Origin of the sequence: Micromonospora trifolii (assembly GCF_022229005.1) — a bacterium.
Taxonomy (GTDB): Bacteria; Actinomycetota; Actinomycetes; order Mycobacteriales; family Micromonosporaceae; genus Micromonospora; species Micromonospora trifolii.
Genome location: NZ_JAKKFD010000023.1, coordinates 87,619 through 105,413, shown reverse-complemented (window position 1 = coordinate 105,413; position 17,795 = coordinate 87,619). Strand labels below are relative to the sequence as shown.

The 17,795-nt window shown below is 72.0% G+C and carries 17 protein-coding genes; 12 read left to right on the top strand and 5 right to left on the bottom strand.

What is annotated here, in order from left to right:
- Nucleotides 1-51: 51 nt before the first annotated feature.
- From NIE79_RS16115 to ileS, 4 genes are all read left to right on the top strand, one after another.
- Nucleotides 52-591, top strand: a complete 540-nt coding sequence (locus NIE79_RS16115) for a hypothetical protein (protein WP_238679373.1) — start codon at nt 52-54, stop codon at nt 589-591.
- A gap of 237 nt (nt 592-828) precedes the next feature.
- On the top strand, nt 829-1,620 hold the full coding sequence (locus NIE79_RS16110) for a metallophosphoesterase (protein ID WP_238679372.1): 792 nt from the start codon (nt 829-831) through the stop codon (nt 1,618-1,620).
- Nucleotides 1,621-1,640: 20 nt separating this feature from the next.
- Nucleotides 1,641-2,306: a hypothetical protein gene (locus tag NIE79_RS16105; RefSeq protein ID WP_238679371.1), complete on the top strand. Its 666-nt coding sequence runs from the start codon at nt 1,641-1,643 to the stop codon at nt 2,304-2,306.
- 279 nt (nt 2,307-2,585) lie between these two features.
- On the top strand, nt 2,586-5,732 hold the full coding sequence (gene ileS, locus NIE79_RS16100; RefSeq protein WP_308193183.1) for an isoleucine--tRNA ligase: 3,147 nt from the start codon (nt 2,586-2,588) through the stop codon (nt 5,730-5,732).
- 21 nt (nt 5,733-5,753) lie between these two features.
- On the opposite strand, the gene NIE79_RS16095 is transcribed toward ileS, so the two are convergent.
- Complete coding sequence (locus tag NIE79_RS16095; RefSeq protein ID WP_238679370.1) at nt 5,754-6,650, bottom strand: aldo/keto reductase; 897 nt, start codon at nt 6,648-6,650, stop codon at nt 5,754-5,756.
- 73 nt (nt 6,651-6,723) lie between these two features.
- Nucleotides 6,724-7,986 carry an MFS transporter gene (locus tag NIE79_RS16090; RefSeq protein ID WP_238679369.1) on the bottom strand — a complete coding sequence of 421 codons (1,263 nt, stop codon included), beginning with the start codon at nt 7,984-7,986 and terminating at the stop codon, nt 6,724-6,726.
- Nucleotides 7,987-8,146: 160 nt separating this feature from the next.
- Between NIE79_RS16090 and NIE79_RS16085 the strand changes: the two genes are divergently transcribed.
- Nucleotides 8,147-9,136, top strand: a complete 990-nt coding sequence (locus tag NIE79_RS16085) for a LacI family DNA-binding transcriptional regulator (protein WP_238679368.1) — start codon at nt 8,147-8,149, stop codon at nt 9,134-9,136.
- 91 nt (nt 9,137-9,227) lie between these two features.
- Entirely contained in the window at nt 9,228-9,956 is a 729-nt protein-coding gene (locus NIE79_RS16080; protein WP_238679367.1) for an alpha/beta hydrolase, read from the top strand.
- Between the two features lie 12 nt (nt 9,957-9,968).
- On the opposite strand, the gene NIE79_RS16075 is transcribed toward NIE79_RS16080, so the two are convergent.
- Nucleotides 9,969-11,093, bottom strand: coding sequence for an FUSC family protein (locus NIE79_RS16075; RefSeq protein ID WP_238679366.1), 1,125 nt, complete (start codon nt 11,091-11,093; stop codon nt 9,969-9,971).
- Between the two features lie 379 nt (nt 11,094-11,472).
- The gene (locus NIE79_RS16070; protein WP_238679365.1) at nt 11,473-12,102 is read right to left on the bottom strand and encodes a TetR/AcrR family transcriptional regulator; all 630 of its coding nucleotides are present in this window, start codon (nt 12,100-12,102) and stop codon (nt 11,473-11,475) included.
- 66 nt (nt 12,103-12,168) lie between these two features.
- Between NIE79_RS16070 and NIE79_RS16065 the strand changes: the two genes are divergently transcribed.
- Nucleotides 12,169-13,332, top strand: coding sequence for an FAD-dependent oxidoreductase (locus NIE79_RS16065; RefSeq protein ID WP_238679364.1), 1,164 nt, complete (start codon nt 12,169-12,171; stop codon nt 13,330-13,332).
- Here NIE79_RS16065 and NIE79_RS16060 read toward each other — a convergent pair.
- On the bottom strand, nt 13,302-13,766 hold the full coding sequence (locus NIE79_RS16060; RefSeq protein ID WP_238679363.1) for an NUDIX hydrolase: 465 nt from the start codon (nt 13,764-13,766) through the stop codon (nt 13,302-13,304). The two genes, NIE79_RS16065 and NIE79_RS16060, sit on opposite strands and share 31 nt — an antisense overlap.
- 170 nt (nt 13,767-13,936) lie before the next feature.
- Between NIE79_RS16060 and NIE79_RS16055 the strand changes: the two genes are divergently transcribed.
- From NIE79_RS16055 to NIE79_RS16035, 5 genes are all read left to right on the top strand, one after another.
- Nucleotides 13,937-14,716, top strand: coding sequence for an LppM family (lipo)protein (locus tag NIE79_RS16055; RefSeq protein WP_238679362.1), 780 nt, complete (start codon nt 13,937-13,939; stop codon nt 14,714-14,716).
- Between the two features lie 142 nt (nt 14,717-14,858).
- Entirely contained in the window at nt 14,859-15,194 is a 336-nt protein-coding gene (locus NIE79_RS16050; RefSeq protein WP_238679361.1) for a hypothetical protein, read from the top strand.
- Nucleotides 15,195-15,205: 11 nt separating this feature from the next.
- Nucleotides 15,206-15,814, top strand: coding sequence for a glycine zipper family protein (locus tag NIE79_RS16045; RefSeq protein ID WP_238679360.1), 609 nt, complete (start codon nt 15,206-15,208; stop codon nt 15,812-15,814).
- On the top strand, nt 15,811-16,509 hold the full coding sequence (locus NIE79_RS16040) for a carboxypeptidase-like regulatory domain-containing protein (protein WP_238679359.1): 699 nt from the start codon (nt 15,811-15,813) through the stop codon (nt 16,507-16,509). The genes NIE79_RS16045 and NIE79_RS16040 overlap by 4 nt, the downstream gene beginning before the upstream one ends.
- A 23-nt stretch (nt 16,510-16,532) precedes the next feature.
- A complete protein-coding gene (locus tag NIE79_RS16035; RefSeq protein ID WP_238679358.1) occupies nt 16,533-17,795 on the top strand; it encodes a phage tail sheath family protein in 1,263 nt (420 codons plus the stop codon).

Genomic DNA, 17,795 nt, shown 5'->3' with positions numbered 1-17,795 from the left:
ATTCCCGGTCACTAGGAACCCTGCGGGCCTGGGCGGTGTCGGAAAGGTGCGATGAGTCCTCGGCGCGTACCGGAAAGGGGCGAGATGGGTTCCTGGGGCAGGTTGATGCTGGCGTCCTCGGTGGTCCTGCTGGCGGGGTGCACGCCCACGACCAGCGGCGCGGCGCCGACGGCGGGTTCGGCCACCACAGCGAGCGCCGCGACCGCCTGCGCGGCGCGGGTCGAGACGGGATCGCTGCCCGACTGGGCGGACGCCGGGTTCAGCGGGGACGCGCGCGTTCCGCACGTCTTCGGCGCGAAGGGTGACATCGTGGCGGTGCTGTTCGCCCATCCCCTGCGGCAGGTCCGGACGGACGGGTCGAACAACAAGATCCTCTGGGTGGCCCGCGCCGCCACGACCTCGCCCGACCCGACGGCACCGGCAACCCTGGTGATCACCGCGCGCCGGGACGGCACCGACACCCGGGTGATCCGGGAGGTCGCCGGCGGACCCGGTCCGTCGATCATCGACCTGCCGCAGGCCGGTTGCTGGCGCCTCGACCTGCGCTGGTCCGGCCACACCGACACGATGGACCTGGTCTACGCCCCCTGAGCCACCCCGGTCTCAGCGATCACCTCGAGCAATGCGGGAACGCGAGGTCCTGGCATGTCCGCACCACCACCGCCGCTTAGGGTGTGGTCGTGTCGATCACCTTTCAGCTTCCCGGGGATCGCAACGTGCTGATGGACCGGACCGCGGATCGGACCGAGGAGGAGCTGTCATGACCGTCCCAGGCCATGAGCCGTACTGGCATGCGGCGATCCACGTGGGTGAGCTGGCGGCAGCGGCATGACGCCGCTGTACGTGGCGGCGGACATTCACGGTCACCGGACCGAGTTCGGGGAGTCACTTCGCGAGGCCGGGCTCGTCGACCACACGGGGCACTGGTCCGGGGGTGACGCGCGGTTGTGGCTGCTCGGCGACTACGTCGATCGGGGCCCGGACGGTGTCGGCGTCATCGATGACATCCGGCGGCTCGCCGTCTCCGCGAGGGCAGCGGGCGGCCACGTCGGGGCACTGTTGGGCAACCACGAGGTGCAGTTGCTCGCCGCGCACCGGTTTGGTACCAGGTCCGTAGCCGGATGGGACGAGCCGGGCGGGTTTCGCGGTGGCTGGGCCCGATTCGGCGGACGTGAGAAGGACCTGCACCAGCTGACGCCACAGCATGTCGAGTGGATGACGCGTCTGCCCGCGGTCGCGGTCGTCGACGGGTTCCTGCTCGTGCACTCCGACACCGCCCGGTACCTGGAACTTGGATCGAGTGTGGCCACCGTGAACACGGCAGTCACAGCGGCTCTCGGCTCCAGTGACCCCGCTGCGTGGCTGGACTTCTGTGGCCGGATGAGCGATCGGGGCGCCTTTCGTGACGCCGTGCAGGCGAACCCCGACGATCCGGTGTCGCTGATGCTGCGCACGCTCGGGGGCGACGTGCTCGTCCACGGCCACAGCACCCTCACCAAGCACTTCGGCGTGGCACCGCAGGACGTCACAGTCGCACTGCGGTACGCCGACGACAGAGTCATCGCCATCGACGGCGGCGTCTACGAAGGCGGCCGGATCCTGCTCACTCGACTCCGCTGACCCTGGCTAGGCTGCCCGATGTGCTGAAGGACGCGCTGATGGCGGCGGCCCGCAACAACGCCGAGTGGTGCGACATCGTCTGTGGCAGCCACGGGCTGGCCGGCCGTACCGACGCCGACGCCTGGTCGGTCCCCGACCGTTCGCCACAGTGGTACCCGGACGCGGTCACAGTGCGGCCGGGCGTCGACGCCGAGGCCCTGCTGGCCCGGATCGACGCGGGGCCCGGCGCGTCGGTGAAGGACAGCTTCGCCGACCTCGACCTGTCCGGGTACGGCTTCCGGGTGCTCTTCGACGCGCAGTGGATCCACCGGCCACCGTCGGCACCGCCTGTCGGCACACCGCTGGCCCCGGTCACCACACCCGACGGGTTGGCGGCCTGGGCGGCGGCCCACGGCGGTGGGAAGCTGTTCCGGCCCGCGCTCCTGGCCGACCCCCGGGTACGGGTGCTCGCCCGTCACGACGACCGGGGTGTGGTCATCGGCGGGGCGGTGCTCAGCGGCGACGGCCCGTACGGCGTCTCCAACCTGTTCACCAGCACCGACGACCCCCGGGACATCTGGCGGGCGGTGTGCGCCACAGTGCCCGACGCGCCGCTGGTCGGCTACGAAACCACACCGGACCTCACGCCGGCGCTCTCCGCCGGCTTCACCACCACCGGCCCCCTCCGCGTCTGGCTGCGCGCCTAGCGCTCCGGCCACTGGCTCCGCGCACGGACAGCTATGCTGGGCGGCATCGGCACCGATCCGGCCATCACCGGGGAGCCTCCGGAAGAACGGGCAGCTCGGCCGCCCCAGTAGAACCGGACGTCGCGGCACGTCACGTCGCGAAATGGAGCGGCGCCCGCACCATCGAGGCGCAAGCGGGGTGGTACCGCGGGGTCCTGGCCATACGCCTGGCGCTTCGTCCCCGCGTGGGCAGTGAGCTGATGCCCGCGCGAGCGGATGTGGAGTGTAGGGAGAACGTCGGTGCCGGACGGACCATCGAAGTCGCCATTCGTGCCACTGCCCACCAAGATCGACCTTGGTGGGATGGACCGTGCGGTCATCGAGTGGTGGCAGGCCAACAACGTGTTCAACCGGAGTCTGGAGCAGACGGCCGACGGTCCTCCGTGGGTGTTCTACGAGGGGCCGCCGACCGCCAACGGCACGCCGGGCACCCACCACATCGAGGCGAGGGTCTTCAAGGACCTCTTTCCCCGGTACCGGACGATGCGGGGCTTCTCGGTGCCACGCCGTGCCGGGTGGGACTGCCACGGCCTGCCGGTCGAGCTCGCGGTGGAGAAGGAACTGGGGCTCAGCGGCAAGCCCGACATCGAGAAGATGGGCGTCGCGGAGTTCAACGCCCTGTGCCGCACCTCGGTGCTGCGGCACGTGGACGAGTTCGTCCAGCTCAGCGAACGCATGGGTTACTGGATCGACCTGGAGCATCCGTACCAGACCATGTCCCCGGAGTACGTGGACAGCGTCTGGTGGTCACTGAAGCAGATCCACGACGGTGGGCGCCTGGTGGAGGACTTCCGGGTCGCGCCGTACTGCACCCGCGACGGCACGACCCTCTCCGACCACGAGGTGGCGCAGGGGTACGAGACCGTCACCGACCCCTCCGTGTACGTGCGGTTTCCGTTGCGCGGGGAGATAGCCGGCCACAGCGGCGTCGACCTGCTGATCTGGACCACCACCCCGTGGACCCTGGTGTCCAACACCGCCGTCGCCGTACACCCCACTGTCACGTACTCCCTCGCCCGCACCGAGCAGGGCACGTTCGTCGTCGCCGAACCGCTGACCCGGCGGGTCCTCGGCGACGGGGCGGAGATCCTGGCGACCGTACCGGGGTCGGCCCTGGAGGGTTTGCGGTACGAGCGGCCGTTCGACCTGGTGGACATCCCGGACGCGCACCGGGTGGTCCTCGCCGAGTACGTCACGACCGAGGACGGCACCGGCCTGGTGCACCAGGCGCCGGCCTTCGGCGCGGACGACCTCGCCGTCTGCCGCGCCTACGGGTTGCCGCTGGTCAACCCGGTCGCCCCGAACGGGCGGTTCAACGACGGCATCGACCTGGTCGGTGGGGTGTTCTTCAAGGACGCCGACGCGCTGCTCATCGACAGTCTCCGGACGTCTGGCCGGTTGTTCCGGCACGAACCGTTCGAGCACCCCTATCCGCACTGCTGGCGGTGCCACACCCCGCTGATGTACTACGCGCAGCCATCCTGGTACATCCGGACGACCGAGGTCCGCGACGAGCTGACGCGGGAGAACGAGAACACCAACTGGTTCCCGGAGCACATCAAGCACGGCCGCTACGGCGACTGGCTGAAGAACAACATCGACTGGGCGGTGTCCCGCTCCCGGTACTGGGGGACCCCGCTGCCGCTGTGGCGATGCCCGGACAACCACGTGACAGCTGTCGGTTCCCGTACGGAGTTGGGAGAGCTGGCCGGCGCCGACCTGTCCGAGCTGGATCCGCACCGCCCGTACGTGGACGAGATCACCTTCGCCTGCCCGGACTGCGGCCGGATCGCCACCCGGGTCCCCGAGGTGATCGACGCCTGGTACGACTCCGGAGCGATGCCGTTCGCGTCGTTGGGCTACCCCCACGTGCCGGGTAGCAGGGAGGTCTTCGAGCGCACCTACCCGGCCCAGTACATCTGCGAGGCGATCGACCAGACGCGGGGGTGGTTCTACACGCTGATGGCGGTGGGCACGCTGGTCTTCGACAGGTCCCCGTACGAGAACGTCGTCTGCCTCGGGCACATCCTGGCCGAGGACGGCCGCAAGATGAGCAAACACCTGGGCAACATCCTGCTGCCGATCCCGTTGATGGACACGCACGGCGCCGACGCGGTGCGCTGGTTCATGGCCTGCTCCGGCTCACCGTGGTCGCCGCGCCGGATCGGGCCCGGCCCACTCGACGAGATCGTCCGCAAGGTGTTGATGACCTACTGGAACACCGCGGCGTTCTTCTCCCTCTACGCGGCGAACTCGACGTGGTCCCCGCACCTGGCCCAGCCGGTCGCCCAGCGACCGGTGCTGGACCGGTGGATCGTCGGCGAGGTCCACGCTCTCGCGGCCGCCGTCGACGAACGACTCCAGAACTACGACACGGCGCGCGCCGGCCGACTGCTCGCCGACTTCATCGACGACCTGTCGAACTGGTACGTGCGGCGCTCGCGGCAGCGTTTCTGGGAGGGCGACCCCGACGCGCTCACCACCCTGTACGAATGCCTCGACATCCTCACGCGGCTGCTCGCGCCGTTCGTTCCCTTCGTCACGGAGGAGGTGTGGCAGCAGGTCGTCCGGCGGGGGGTCGCGTCGGCCCCGGAGTCGGTGCACCTGGCAACCTGGCCCACGCCCGACACCACACTGATCAGCACCGAGTTGTCGGCCCAGGTGGCCACGGCGCGGGCGCTGGCCGAGGCGGGCCGGTCCGCGCGGAAGACGAGCAGTCTGCGGATCCGGCAGCCGTTGAGCCGCGCGCTCGTGGGGCTGCCGGCCGGCACCGTTCTCCCGCAGGCGTTGCTGGACGACATCGGCGACGAGTTGAACGTCAAGGTCCTCCAGCCGCTCGATCCCCAGGGCGGTGTGATCGACGTGCAGGTCAAAGCGAACTTCCGGGCCCTGGGCCGCCGGTTCGGCAACCGCACCCAGCACGTCGCGAAGGCCATCGCCGGCGTGGCCCCCCGGGAGCTGGTCGAGGGCGTCCGGGCGTACGGGACGTACCCGCTGTCGGTCGACGGTGCCCGGGTCGAGGTGGGCCTGGACGACATCCTGATCACGGAGGTGCCGCGCACCGGTTGGGTAGTGGAGTCCCAGCGTGGCGCGACGATCGCGTTGGACACCGAGATCACCCCCGAACTGGCAGCCGAGGGCGTCGCACGCGACGTCGTCCGCATCATCCAGCAGGCCCGCCGTGACGCTGACTTCGAGGTCGCCGACCGGATCACTGTGTCGATCGCCGCGCCCGCGGAAGTCGCGGCGGCGATCTCCGCGCATCAGAAGCTCATCGCGCACGAGACCCTCGCACTCCAACTGACCGTCGTGGACGCGTTGTCGGAGGGGTTCTCCGGCACCGTGGGCGACGGTCAGGAGATCGTCGTGCACGTCGTACGGGCCTGAGCGGTGACGCCGCGCGGACGATCAATGAAGACGGGTCAGGTCCTCCGGGGTCAGGCGTAGGGCTCCGGCGGCGATGTTCTGCGCCAGGTGGTCCGGGTCCGCGGTGCCGGGGATGGCGAGCACGTGGGCGCCCTGGTGCAGGGTCCAGGCGAGGCGTACCTGCTGCGGGGTGACGCCGTGGGCGCGGGCGACCGCCTCCACGGCCTCGCCCTGCGCGGTGCTCGCGCCCGCCTCCCGCCCGGTGCCGGCCAGCGCGAAGAACGGCACGAAGGCGATGCCCCGCTCACCACAGAGCCGGACGAACGCGTCCTGCTCCCGGTAGGCGTCCACCCCGTAGTTGTTCTGCACGCAGACCACCGGGGCGATGCCCGCCACCTCGTCCAGATGGTGCGGCCGCGCGTTGGAGAGCCCCAGGTGCCGGATCAGCCCGGCGGCCCGCAACTCGGCGAGCGCGCCGAACCGATCGGCCACCGGCACCGCACCCGGCCCCCGACCGAGGCGCAGGTTCACCACGTCGAGCTGGTCGCGGCCGAGCCGGCGAAGGTTCTCCTCCACCTGGGCCCGCAACTGCGCCGGGGTGAACGCCTCGGTGAAGCCCGCGTCCGGGTCGTACCCGAAACCGACCTTGGTGGCGATCACCAGGTCCTCCGGGTACGGGGCGAGCGCCGCGCGGATCAGCTCGGTGGCGTAGCGGGCCGGGCCGGTGCCGACGCGCAGGGTGCCCCCGGGTGAGACGTAGAACGCGGCCGTGTCGATGTGGTTGACGCCCAGCTCCACGGCGCGGTGCAGCAGGGCGACGGCCCGGTCACTGTCGGGGTTCGCGGTGATCCGCATGGAGCCGAAGCCCATCCGGTGCACTGTGCGGTCGCCCAGGGTCCAGGTGCCCGCCGCGGCGGCGGTGATCTCGTCGGTTGGCATCGGGCGACCGTAACCAGTGCGGGTGCGCGGCGCAGTCGGCCGCGCACCCGATACCGCCCGGCGGCGAGGTGGGTTAGTTTTTACCTACCGACGGAGCAGTGTCAGCTGAGTGCGGCGGGCGCAGGACCGGCACCAGCAGCAGGGTCGGCAGCAGCAGCAACGGCACCGCCAGCAGCGCGCGGAGGGTGCCGACCTCGTCGCCGACCAGCCCCAGCAACGGCGGGCCACCGAGGAACGCGGTGTAGCCGATCACCGCGACCACGCTCACCCGCACCGCCGCGTGCGCCTCGTCGTCGGCAGCCGCGCTCATCCCGACCGGGAAGCCCAGCGACGCACCCAGGCCCCACAGCGCGACGCCGACGACGGCCACCGGCCCGGAGCCCGCCAGCACGGCCAGGCCAGCGCCGACCACGGCCAGGCCGATGGCGCCGCTGAGCACCGGCACCCGACCCCACCGGTCCAGCGCGATGGTGCCGACGGTGCGTCCGACGGTCATGCCCACCACGAACACCGCGAAGACCGCCGCCCCGGCGGCCTCGCTCAAATCCCGTCCATCGATGAACGCCACGGCCAACCAGTCGTTGGCGGCGCCCTCGGTGAACGCCGCCACCAGCACGAACAGCCCGATCAGCAGGGTGTGCGGCTCCCGCCAGGCGGCGAGTTGCGCCCGGCGACGGGCGGCCGGGGTGGCGTCCGCCGGGTCGCCGGTGTGATCGCTGCCCACGGGCAGGAACATCCGGGCCGCGAGCGCGGTGCCGGTCGACACGACCACCGCCACCGCGACGAGATGCGCGCCGACCGACACGTCGAACCGGGCGGCCCCTGCGCCGAGCGCCGCGCCGGCCACCGAACCGAGGCTCCACCCGGCGTGGAAACGGGGCATGATCGTATGGCCCAGCCGCCGTTCCACCGCCGCGCCCTCGACGTTCATCGCCACGTCGCAGGCGCCGGAGCCGAAGCCGAAGGCGATCAGTCCCAGGGCGACGATGGCGAACGACCCGGTCATCGTGGCGCCCAGCCCCGCCACGGTCAGGCCGACCGCGGCCAGCACCATGGCCATCGTGACGGTGCGGGCCGCACCGAACCGCTGGGCGAGCAGGCCGGACGTGGGCATGGCGAGCAGCGCGCCGACGCTCATCGCCAGCAGCAGCAAGCCGAGTCGGCCGGCGGAGATGTCCAACGCCTCCCGGACCGCCGGGACTCGGGAGAACCAACTGCCGACGGCCAGCCCGTTGAGGATGAAGGTGACAGCGACGCCGTTGCGGGCGAGCCGCACCGTCCGCAGGGTCGGCGATGCGATGTCCGGGGCTACGGGTCGACTGGTGGGGGCGCTCACGAGGGTGGGTCCTCTTTCTCGGGGTGATCTGCTGGCACGATCGCACACCTGAGAGCGCTACCACCACAACCGGCAACCGCCCCTTACCGCTGCTGGTCTGGCCGGGGCATGATGTGAGCAGGCGTTGGTCCGACCGGACGGGCCGCCGCAGGAGGCGACGATGACGACAGCGGCACACCGACCGGCCACTCTCGAGGACGTGGCCCGGGTCGCCGGGGTGTCCCGGTCCACGGCGTCGCGCGTGATCGCCGGCACGGGGTTCGCCTCGCCGGCCGCCCGGAAACAGGTCACGGCAGCCGTCGACCAGCTCGGCTACGTGCCCAACCCGGCCGCCCGAGCGCTGGTCCGCGGTGGCGGCGTACGCCTGGTCGTGGCCGTTCTGGGCACCAGCGCCGCGGTGCTGGACGACCCGTACGTGCACCAGGTGGTCGGTGCCGCCGCCCGGGTGTGCACGCCCGCCGGTGTCGGGGTGGCGCTGTACCGGCTGCCGTTCGGCGACCCCCGCAGCCTCGACCAACTCGACGGGGATCGCAGCGTGTGCGGGGTGATCCTGGTCAACACCACCGAGCATCTGCTGGCGGCGGTGCCCCGGTCGCTACGCGGTCGGGTGGTCTCGATCGGTGTCGGCTCGGCGACCGTGCCGTCGTTCGACGTCGACAACGCCGCCGGCTCCGAGGAGGTGCTGCGCCACCTGTACGCCTCGGGTCGCCGCCGGATCGCCATGGTGACCGGCCCCCGGTGGCTGCCCTGCGCGCAGCGCCCGGTGCAGACGTACCGCCGACTCATGGCCGAGGCCGGCCTACCGGAGCGGATTCTCCCCGGGGACTTCAGGGCGGCGCGCGGCCGGACGGCGGCCGGCGAGGCGCTGCGCCGCTGGCCGGACATCGACGCGATCTACGCGATCAGCGACGACACCGCGCTCGGGGTGATCGCCGGCCTGCGGGACGCCGGTGCGCGGGTGCCCGGTGACGTCGCGGTGGCCGGCTTCGACGACATTCCGTTGGCCGGGATGACCGCCCCGGCGTTGACCACCGCGAGTCACCCGGTGGGCCGAATCGCCGTCGCCGCGGCCACCGCCCTGCTGGACGGACGCCCGGCGGCCCCGGTGACCCTCTTCCCTTCCGCCCTGGTGGCGCGGGCCAGCGCCTGAGTCGGCGCCCGGTCGAGCGCACTGACGGTTAACCCCGTACGGGCCGGGTAACCGCATCGGACCTTTCGTCCACAGCGAGGAGCGCCGACCCGTGTCCGACTCCGCGCCGTCGCACTGGGACCCGGCGCCGAGCCCTCGGGACGGCCGGTTGACCGCCCGCCGCCACCCGCCGGTGGGGCCAGGCCGCCCCGGGCTGGTGCCGATGACCGGCCCCGACGGTGACCGGCTGGCCCTCATGTACGCCCCGGAGCCGGCGACCGACGGTTCGGCGTACCGGTTGGTGCTGCTCCTGCACGGTGCGGGCGGTTCGGCGCGTCAGGGGCTGGACCTGCTGTTGCCGGTCGCTGACGCGCAACACCTGCTGCTTGTCGCCCCGGACTCGTCGGCGGCCAGTTGGGACCTGATCGCCGGCGGCTTCGGGGCGGACGTGGGGCGCATCGACGGGCTCTTGGCCACCGTCTTCGACACCTACCCGGTGTCCGACGTGACTGTCGGTGGCTTCTCCGACGGCGCCTCGTACGCGCTGTCGCTGGGCCTGGCGAACGGGGATCTGGTCGACGCGGTGCTGGCCTTCTCCCCCGGTTTCGCCGCGCCACCGGTCACCCATGGCCGGCCACGGATCTTCATCTCGCACGGCGTCGACGACCGGGTGCTGCCCATCGACGTGTGCAGCCGCCGCCTCGTCCCCCACCTGCACGACCTCGGCTACGACGTGACCTACCAGGAGTTCCCCGGCGGCCACGACATCCCCGCCCCGATCCGCGATTTTGCCATCGCCTGGCTCACCGCCCATCCCCCACGGGCAGGAAACCACCATTGAGCAGTGCGGACGTCAGACCGGCGGGAGGCCGAGGGCGTCGTCGACGCGGGCGAGGACGGCGGCGTCGTCCTCCGGGTTGACGCCGCGCAGCAGGTCGATGGCAGTGGCCCTGACCTGACCGATGATCATCGCTAGCGGGAGGGTCTGCGTGGGACCGAAGAGCTGCCCGGCGGCGTGCACCGCGGCCAACGCCGACTCGTCGGCCAGGGTCGCGTGCCGGTCGGCGGTTTCCTCCTGCCCGTTCAGGTCGGCGGCGAGGGCCGCGCCGGCCTGACGGACCGCCTCGGCCAGTGACCGCAGCGCGGCGCCCAGTTCGGGCGGGGCCGGGGTGTGCAGCCGGCTGAGGGTCACGCCCGCACGGGCCAGCACCCGGACGTTACGGACCGCGTAGTCGATCTGGCGGATCGACTCGTCCACCGAGCGCAGCCGACCGATGTGCCGACGTCGACGGACGTTGAGCCGCAGGGCCTCACCGGCGGCCAGCACACCGTCGCGCAGCCCGTCCACCCGGGCGTCCATCCCCCGCGCCTGCCTGAGCGCGGCGACCGCCGCCGGCTCGTCGCTGTCGTCCAACGCGTCGGCGATCCCGCCCAGCAGCCCGGCCAACCCGTCGAAGGTCCGCCGCACCTCCGCGACCAGCGGGGCGAGGGGATGCCGGGCGTCGACAAGCAGGCTGGCCGCGAGGGCGACCGCGCCGCCGACCAGCGCGTCGACGAAGCGGAACGGCACCAACGAGCCGTCCGGCGGTGCGACCACCACCAGGTAGAGCGCGGAGACCGCCGCCTGCACCAGCGTCACGCCGGTGGCCCCGAAGGCCACCGCGAGGAGGACGGTGAACAGGATGACGGTGACAACCGTCCAGGTGCTGCCCGGGCCGAGCGCCTGCACCACCAGGTCCGCGACGAGCACCCCGGCGGCGACCCCGAGGATGACCTCGACGGCCCGGCGGATGCGCTGCCCCCGGGCCTGCCCGAGGACGATCAGCGCGGCGGCCGGCGCGAAGAAGGGCTGCGGGTGCCCGAGCAGCCGGGTGGCCAGCAGCCAGGCCACTGTCGCCGCGACGGTCGCCTCCAGCACCGGCCGCCAGCCGTGCCGCAATCGCCCGCCGGCAGTCCGCAGACCGCTGAACCGCACCATCGCCCAACCTCTCCCGCCGCGCTGCCGCACTCCGGTCCGACACCGTGCTGCCAGCTCACGACGGCGCACCGCCAACGCGCGACATCGCACCGCCGGCTCACCGCAGCATGCCGTCCGCTCCCCCCTTTGGAGCTGATGCCGCAAACGAATCAGGCGCGATGTCGTAAACGATTCAGCTCGAAAGGGCCCGCCCACGGCACCAGACCGGTGGGTCACGGCCTCCCGAGGCGATCGTCTCCCATCACGCGCCGGACCTGAGCACCGGGCTGCGCCACGCCCCGGCCCGGGTGCCCACGCGCCAGCAGGCCCGCACGCCAGCAGGCCCGCACCCGACCAGGCCCGGACGCCAGCAGGCCCGGCGAGACGCTCGGCGACCGGGTCAGCTTCCGGTGAGGGCTCGCAGCAGCGTACGGACGGCGGCGCTCAGGTCGGCGCGGCTGGCCGTGGTGCCGGGCGGTGGGGCGGTGAGCGCGCCCGCGCCGGCCAGTCGGTCGAAGAGCAGCCCGTCCACGAACGCGACGAACTGATCGCCCTGCCGGTCGGGGTCGGTGGCCCCGGCCCTGGCCAGCAGGTCCCGGGCCTGCACCCGCAGGCCGGTGCCGTGGTGCAGGATGCCGCGCAGTTCGGGCCGGTGCACCGCCTCCAGCAGGCACGCGTAGCGGGCGAGGCTCCGGCTGCGTCCGGTGCTCAACCAGCGGTCGAGCACCTCGGCGACGCCGGTGGCGAGCGCGTCGAGGTCGCCGCTGTCGAGCCGGGGGGCAGGGGTCGGGGGCGGCGGGCCGGTCGGCAGGTCGTACGCGGCCAGGTCGGCCCGGTCCCGTTCGGCGAGCCGTCCGACGACCGCCTCGATCAGCGCCTGTCGGGTCCGCAGGTACGCGGAGGTGGTGCCCGGCGGCATTCCGGCGCGGCCGTCGACCGCCCGGTGGGTCAGGGCTCGCATGCCACCGTCGGCGATCAGTTCGATGGCCGCGTCGGTCAGCGTCGCGATCCGGTTCGCCCGCGCCGTCATGGCACTCCTCCTTTCCGGGGTCCCCAGGTAGTATCACTCTTCTACAGGTGTAGAAGGAGGATCGACATGGACGACTCACACGCGGTGGTGGTGGGCGCCGGCATCGGCGGGTTGAGCGCGGCGCTCGCCCTGCACCGGCACGGATGGAGGGTCACAGTGCTGGAGCGCGCCCCCGAAATGCGCGAGGTCGGCGCCGGTCTGAGCCTGATGGCCAACGCCGTGCGTGCTGTGGACGCCCTCGGCCTCGGCCCGGCCCTGCGCCGGGGCGGACACGGTGAGGCACCCGGCGGGATCCGCAACCGGCACGGGCGGTGGTTGTCCCGGGTGGACGCCTCGGAGATGATCAGGCAGCTGGGCACCACTGCGCTCGGCGTGCACCGGGCCACGCTGCACCGCACCCTGCGCGAGGCCCTGCCGGCCTCGTCTCTGCAGACCAACGCCACAGTGCGGCACGTCGAGTCGGGCCCGGACCGTGCCGAGGTGCGCTATCAGGGGCCGGACGGCGCGCACACCCTCAGCGCCGATCTGGTGGTCGGCGCCGACGGCCTGCGCAGCCGGGTCCGCGCCCAGCTCTGGCCGCACCACCCCGGCCCGGTGTACGCGGGATCGACGACGTGGCGGGCGGCCATCGCGTTTCCCGATCCGATCCCGGCCGCCATCACGTGGGGGCCGGGAGCCGAGTTCGGCATGGTGCCGATCGGTGACGGCCAGCTCTACTGGTACGGCGCGGTGAACGCCCCGCCCGGCGGCCACGCCCCCGACGAGCTGGCGGCCGTGCGGGAGCGCTTCGGCGACTGGCACGACCCCATCCCGGCGCTTCTCGCGGCGACCCCACCCGACGTCGTGCTGCGCAACGACATCCACCACCTGACCGAGCCGCTGCCCTCGTACGTGCGGGGGCGGGTGGCGCTGCTCGGCGACGCCGCGCATCCGATGACCCCCAACCTCGGGCAGGGCGCCGGGCAGGCGATCGAGGACGCTGTGGTGCTCGGCGCGGTCTGCGCCGCCGGCGCCGAGGGAGTGCCCGCCGCCCTGGCCGCGTACGACGAGCAGCGTCGCCCACGCAGTCAGTCCGTTGCCCGCGCCTCCTACGTCGCTGGGCGGTTCGGACAGCAGCTGCACAACCCGATCGCCGTCGCGATGCGGACCGTCGCGTTGCGGGTCACCCCGGGCCGGGTCGCCCTGCGCAGCATGGCCCGCTACGCCGACTGGCGACCGCCGGCGGGCTGAGCCGGCCCGGCGATCCGGCCGGTGGCCAGGGCGGCGTACTCCGCCGAGGCGAGGAACTCGGTCAACACCTCCACGGTGCCCGGCGTCCACGGACGACCGTCGAGCACCTCGGCACCGGGGACGAAGAGCATGGCCGCGCCCTCGCCGAGCACCACGTCCTCCTGCCGGGCCCTGGTGCTGCCGAGGAAGTAGTGCTTCACCCGATCCAGCTCGGGCAGCGTTTGCACGGCTACCGGGTGCAGTCGCCCGTCGGCCCGCAGGCCGGTCTCCTCCAACAGCTCCCGCTCGGCGGTCTGCTCCGGCGTCTCCCCCGGCTCGCCGTGACCGCCGGGCAGCCCCCACACGTTCGGGTGGTGCGTCGCGTCGCCGTCGCGCAGTTGCAACAGCAACTGCCCGTCGGGATCTATCAGCAGGACGCACGCGACAATTCTCATCGGACCAGACTACGGCCGACGAGGAACCGTCGTGGCCCCAAAGCTCCAGAATAGTCAACCGGGTCGCCGTCGGAGCTAATCAAAGACGACAGCGCGCCGGTACAATCGGCGACTTCGTTGTGACCGATCGCTGACTGCTGATGGTGAAAGCGATCACACACACTGAGCCCATGAACAGGAGAGTCAACCGCGGTAGGGCACTCCGCGTCGCGGTGTGCCTCCTCCTTCTCGCCGCGCTGAGCGGCTGCATGCAACTCAACATGGGCTTGACCGTCAACGCCGACGACACGGTCGACGGGCAGCTCCTGCTGACGGCCCAGAAGTCCGTGCTGAGCGGCCGCAACAAGAACCTCCCGGTCGCCTTCGCGGAGCTGCGGCAGAACATCCCCGCCCTACCGGCGGGCGAGGAGACTCTTTACCAGGACGACACTTTCTACGGCTCCCAGATCAGTTACCGCAAGGCGCCGCTGGCCGGTTTCGACACCGAGAGCGTGAAACTGGTCCGGGACCGAGATCTCTACCGCTTCACGCTGCCGCTCGATCCCAAGAAATATGGCGGAAAGGTTGCGGAGCAGAATCCGCAAAACCAACAGGCGTTCCTCAAGCTCATGTCGTTCGAGATCTCGGTGACATTTCCCGGCCGGGTGATCGACAGTAATGGCACCGTCAACGGCCGCTCGGTCAGTTGGAAGGTCGATCCCAACCAGGAGAAGCCGGCCGAGCTGCGGGCCGTGGCCGAGGCGCCACCTCGACCGTCCACCTCGCCGGTTGCCGCCGGCGAGGAGGACGACGGCGGATTCCCCTGGCTGCTGGTCGTCGGCGGTGTCCTCCTCCTGCTGCTGCTCGCCGCTGTGGGCGTACTCCTGGTCCGCCGTCACTCCGCGGCGCCGGCTGCGCCCGGTCCGACCCCGCCGCCGGGCCCGCCCGCCGGCGCACCGGGGCCCGGCTGATCCATCTGGTGGCCGGCTCAGCCGGCCACGCCCGGCCCCGGCCGCCCCCGAAACGACGGCGACCGGCCCCGGTGCCCCCGTGAGGGCACCGGACCTCACCACCACCACATCCCGGTCGCACCATCGCAGAAGGGGGATCGTCATGAACGATCTCTTCACCTGGGCAGCCCTGGGGAGCATCGCCGGCGCGAGCGCCGCCACCCTGCTGGCCACCAACGTCATCGGCGGGCTGATCGGCCCGAGCGGCGACAAGCTCCGCAAGTGGATCGCCATCGCCATCGCGCTGCTGCTGTCCTACGTGACAGCGGCGTTCGCCGACGACGCCGGCGGCGAGAAGTGGGTCATCGCGTTCTTCAACGCGCTGGTCATCTTCTCCGCCGCGCTCGGCGTCAACCAGTTCCCGCCCGGCAACCGACAGGCGACGCCGACCCAGGTCGCGAGCGGTCGTGAGCCCCGAGTCTTCCGTTCCTGGGTCTGAGGGGTGCCGTCATGGTCTTCGGAATTCTCAGCGCAGCCATCCAGGTCGGCTTCGCCGCCCTGCTCGGCTTCCTCGCCGGTGGCCCGATCGGGCTGCTGATCGGCGCCGTCGTGGGCCTGGTGATCGGCGCGGTCTTCGGCTGGTCGGTGGCCTCCGCCGGGGTGTACGCCTCGGACGCCCGCGGCATCTTCCTCTTCGTCGTCGACCACACCTGGAGTCTGCTCAACACTGTCGTCGGCGCCATCTACCTGACCGTGCACCTGATCTTCGGGCACTCGCTGGACCGGCCCACGTCGCTCAACAGCGGTCGGGTCAGCGTGGTGGAGGGGGTCTCACCCCGCTACGCCACCACCATCGGCACCGTCTGCGCCGGCTCCAGCTCGGGCATCCAACGGCACGAGGACGTGCACATCTTCCAGGGTCGCCTGCTCGGGCCGCTCTACATCCCCCTCGTCCTGGCCAACTACGTCCTGTTCACCATCGCGCCGGTGTGGCTGCTCTACCACGACCACACCAACGCGCCGATCAACCGCTTCACCCGGTACTTCGAGATCGGCGTCTACCCACACGTGTGGAACGAGGCCATCGCGTACCGGATCCAGGGGACGCCGCCGCGATGACCACCCACGGGCGCGGACCGATCGAGACCGCCACCGCCGAGCTGGTCGCCTGGGTGACCAGAGCGGCGGGGGAACCGGTCCCGGTCGGCCCGCCCCGTCCGTGTGACGACGCCGACGGGCTCACGCTCTGGCCGATGGAGCTGCGCCCGGCCCGGCAGACCCGCTCCAGCGGCGCTGTCCGCGAACCGTACCGGTTCACGGTCCGCCACCTGCTCTGCGTCACCGGGCCGGCCGGGTTGCCCCGGCTGGACCGGGTGCTCACCGCCGCGACCAGCGACGGCACCTACCCGGTCGTGCTGGAGGCCGGCGACCCACCACTGTGGACGGCATTCGGTACGGCACCCCGGCCGGCGCTGCTGATCGACGTCGCGGCGCAGGTGGACCACCCGACTCCGGCCGCGCCGCCGGTGCTGCAACCGCTGCGGTTGCGGCAACTCGACGTGCGCAGCCTCAGTGGGCGGGTGGTCGGCCCCCAGGAGCAGCCACTGGCCGCGATGCGGGTCGAGCTGCCCGGCATCGGGTCCGCCACCCGCACCGACAGCGAGGGCCGCTTCCTGATCGTCGGCGTCCCGCACGACCCCGAGCACCCGAGCCCGGTCCGGCTGCGGCTGACCGGACGCGGGCTCGTCCTCAGCGCCGACGTCGACCCGGCCGAGGACGACATCGTCATCGTCTGCGCGCCACCGACCCACTGACACCCACAGGCACAGGAGGACCGATGCCCAGTTACTTCTCCCCCGGCATCTATGTCGAGGAGGTCCCCAGCGGCGCCCGACCGATCGGGCCGGCGAGCACCAGCATCGCGGCCTTCGTCGGCGTCGCCCCGGATCGCTCCGCCCACCTGGGCAAGGCGGTACCGGTCAACAACTGGACGGAGTTCCTGCGGCTCTTCGCCGGTGGGGAGCGGGTGGAGAGCACCCCGCTGGCCCGCGCGGTCTTCGGCTTCCTGGACAACGGGGGCGCCCGCTGCTGGGTGGTCAACGTCGGTGAGGGTGGCGCGATCACCGGCTCCGGGCAGCGGCGCGGCGGTCTGCAACTGCTGGAGGCCGTCGACGAGATCTCCATCATCGCCGCGCCCGGCTTCCACGACGTGGTGTCCCACGAGGCGCTGCTGAGCATGGCCGAGCGCACCCGCACCATGGTCGCGATCTGCGACCCGGCACCGGACATCGACGACATCTCCGCGTTGACCCGGGTCGCCACGCCGTCCTCCGGCAAACCCCCCAAGCCCGCCGAGGGTACGGGCGGCAGCGCGGCCGGCGGTCCCGGCGGCGGTCCGGGCCAACCGGGCGGCTCCGGCGGCCACGAGGGGGCCGCCTACCGGCCGCGACAGTCCGAGTTCGGTGCCTTCTACTACCCCTGGCTGCGGGTCCGCGACCCGATCAGCGGCGAGTTGGAACTCACCCCGCCGAGCGGGCACCTGGCCGGCATCTGGGCCCGCACCGACGCCCTGCGCGGGGTGCACAAGGCCCCGGCCAACGAGCCGGTGCGCGGCGCAGTCGACCTGGGCTACCTGGTCACCCGGCCGGAACACGACGTGCTCAACCCCAAGGGCGTCAACGTGATCCGCTACTTCGCCGGCGAGGGGATCCGTGTCTGGGGCGCCCGTACGCTCGCCGCCGAGGCCAGCGAGTGGCGCTACCTCAACGTCCGACGCCTCAGCATCGCCATCGAGCAGGCCATCGCCAACGGCACCCGGTGGATGGTGTTCGAGCCCAACGACTTCACCCTCTGGCGTTCGATCCGGCGCGACATCGGGGCGTTCCTCACCCGGGTGTGGCGCGACGGCGCGCTGCTGGGGCGCAGCCCGGAGGAGGCGTTCTTCGTCAAGTGCGACGAGGAGACCAACCCGGTGGACGTCCGCGACGCGGGCATGGTGATCGCCCACATCGGCATCGCGGTCGTCAAGCCCGCCGAATTCGTGGTGTTCAAGCTGAGCCAGTGGGCCGGCGGCACCGAGACCGAGACGATCGGAGGCTGA